At 37.2% G+C, this 2,589-nt stretch carries 3 protein-coding genes; 1 reads left to right on the top strand and 2 read right to left on the bottom strand.

From position 1 onward, the window contains the following. Together H1P_RS32620 and H1P_RS38665 are read right to left on the bottom strand one after the other, a co-directional pair. Nucleotides 1–224 (bottom strand): hypothetical protein (locus H1P_RS32620; RefSeq protein WP_144875542.1); only part of this gene is annotated, 224 nt, incomplete at its 3' end. A 254-nt stretch (nucleotides 225–478) separates the two neighbouring features. Further along, nucleotides 479–1,846: an RNA-guided endonuclease InsQ/TnpB family protein gene (locus H1P_RS38665; protein ID WP_144875540.1), complete on the bottom strand. Its 1,368-nt coding sequence runs from the start codon at nucleotides 1,844–1,846 to the stop codon at nucleotides 479–481. Between the two features lie 44 nt (nucleotides 1,847–1,890). On the opposite strand from H1P_RS38665, the gene tnpA reads away from it, so the two are divergent. Then, the gene (gene tnpA / locus H1P_RS32610) at nucleotides 1,891–2,295 is read left to right on the top strand and encodes an IS200/IS605 family transposase (RefSeq protein WP_144875538.1); all 405 of its coding nucleotides are present in this window, start codon (nucleotides 1,891–1,893) and stop codon (nucleotides 2,293–2,295) included. Nucleotides 2,296–2,589 lie beyond the last annotated feature (294 nt).

Here is a 2,589-nt window from a genome sequence, read left to right as displayed (position 1 = left end):
CACAGCAACAAAAGCTGTTGCATGGCAGTGAAGCACTCATGATAATTCATTTTAGCTATGCTGAAGTTCTCTGTATGAGAGAATTTCATCCGTTTGGCACTTATGGTAGCTTCTCTAGCATTACCCCTAATAGTACCAATTTCCAACAAGTTATAGGCTTCTTCTTTGATTATATTTATGGAATAACGCTTGATGGGTATTGAGATTGCGAAGATCGTAAACATATGTTTTACCTAAATTAATTAAATCTCATTTGGATGCAAATAACCAATCGCTTAGATTGACTTAAGCTATTGAATTAACAATATGCCTTTTTGGTAACATTAGTTACTTATTTGGGGTAAAACTAGCGAGCGTGACACGAGAGGCAATCTAGAAATATTGCAGCTTTCAGTGTTTGAGACAGTAAAAAATATTCTCGGCTCAGAATCGCTACAATCCTTGTCAAATATATAATTTAGCAACTCTGTTGACACTCTCACGGCTGAAGCACGTGAGATTCTTTTACAGCACTGCTAAAATTAGGAACAGTTCCTTGTTTATTCCATAATTTTAACCGCCTAGGCATTGTCAAAACGCCTCTAGCGAAACCACTAGCATCAAACTGAAACCCGTATTGCTCCGCGACTTCTTGATTCAGTCGCTCATGGGGGAAACCCCCAAGACCGCGCTGAATCGCTTTTCTGGCTATTCCAATAGCACCATTAATATCTGCATTAAACTCAATTCCAGATGCCGAACGATATAAACCTCGTTTCACTCTTTTTCCTGATGGCTTCCATCCTTCGGGTTTTGCACCAAACACGGGAATATCATCTAGGTCTAAGCTTGAGGCTAAAGAGGTGTACGACTCTTCTGTCTCAAGAAATCGAATATTATATTGTTTGCATAATTCCTCAATTCTATCTTTGAGTTTACCTGTGGGAATCTGAACAAATTTTTGGTTGTTCTTTTTTCCCATATTTGATTCTTGTTTCTGACCTTTATTCCAACCAAAAACAATAGTTCCAATATTATTTTTTAAGCAATGATTGACTACTATTCTTGCTGCCTTATTTACAGCATCACGCATTTGTCGATTACGTTTAGTTGTAATTTTATCTAGTAGTTTGCACCAAAAGTTTTGAGATTTATTTTCTTTAATGGTGGCTAATCGTTTGTTGTACCATTGATTTAAAGCTTTAAGGTGTTTGCCATCAACAAGAAAGCTAGTTTCAAGATTACTAATACAAGTTAACCAATTATCTAAACCATGATCTATTGAAAGAACATTGTTTTGATTTAACTTATTATCTATTGTTTCAGTTTTCGTCACCCAAACACTATCAAAATAACCAGCACGCGGAACAATTTGTAGTTCTTTAACTGAGTTCCAATCAAGGTTAGACGGAAAAGGCAGGTATATTTCAGCAATGTCAAACCAAACTTTGCAACTCTTTCCTAGCGGGATTCTTACTCCTTCTTCTGTTAACTTTAGCCAACGTTTAGGATAGCTAATCTGAAATAATCCTCGCTTACGATATTGGGGGAATTTGGGTTTATTAGTTAGTTCTCCTTGTTTCCATAACTTAAGCAATTTTTTGTATCCTGTGATAGCTTCCCCAACAGAAAAACAAGTTTGCTGTGCGGCTGAAGTGTATAAAGCCTTCATATGAGGGTTAGTTTTTAGTTGAGTTGCCAACCAAAACTTATTGCTCAATTTGCCAGTTTTAAAGTAGATTTGTCTGGCTAAATAAGTACAGCAATTATATAGCTTATTTGACTCCGAACAAAGATACTCTAAAACTGCTGACAACTCCTTGTCATCAGGCAGCCTGTTTATCTGTGCTGCAAAAATTTGATTCATGAAATAATCATACTATAATTGTTGATAATAATCAAGTTATCAACATGAGAAAAAACGCTAAAGACTATAGACATAGTTCTCATTGTTTAGGGCTAGCAACCGTTCATTTGTGCTGGATTCCTAAGCGAAGAAAAGCGGTATTAATCGGAAAAATCAGAAATAGGCTAGCAGAAATTATCAACCAGGTTGCTGTAGATAAAAGCTGGTTCGTTCGATCTTTAGAAATTGCTCCAGACCACGTTCATTTGTTAGTAGAATATGACAATCATCATTCGATAGCTGAAGTGGCTAGAGCCTTTAAAGGTCGTTCTTCAAGATATCTTAGGCAAGAATTTCCAGAATTACTCAAGCTTCCTTCTCTTTGGTCAAGGTCTTATTTCTATGAAACGACTGGAAAAATTAGCACCGCTAAGATAAAGGCATATATTGAAGACCCACATCATTGGTAAGTGGTCGAAGAGAAGGAACACCCCAGGCGTTTATGAACACAGATGCCAATATTCCACTCACGTTTAAAAACGTTTCAACTGTTTTTCCGCCCCGCGCTCTTTGCAACGGGGTTACCAAACTGCGTACCTCATGTTTTGATGAAAATTTCTAGTTTTGCAGGAACTACTCAAAGGCTGCAAAAATTACTCAGGGTTTGCGAGCGCTATATTTGCAAAATCATGATGTTGAAATCTTTACAGAGTAAGCGTTTCAAGCTAGATTGCCCCTGGTGACAGCTTGGCTAGTTTTGACCC

The sequence above is a fragment of the Hyella patelloides LEGE 07179 genome, from assembly GCF_900659865.1.
GTDB classification, from domain to species: Bacteria; Cyanobacteriota; Cyanobacteriia; order Cyanobacteriales; family Xenococcaceae; genus Hyella; species Hyella patelloides.
Note: the sequence above shows the minus strand (reverse complement) of the source record. Positions and strands in the feature narration are given on the sequence as shown.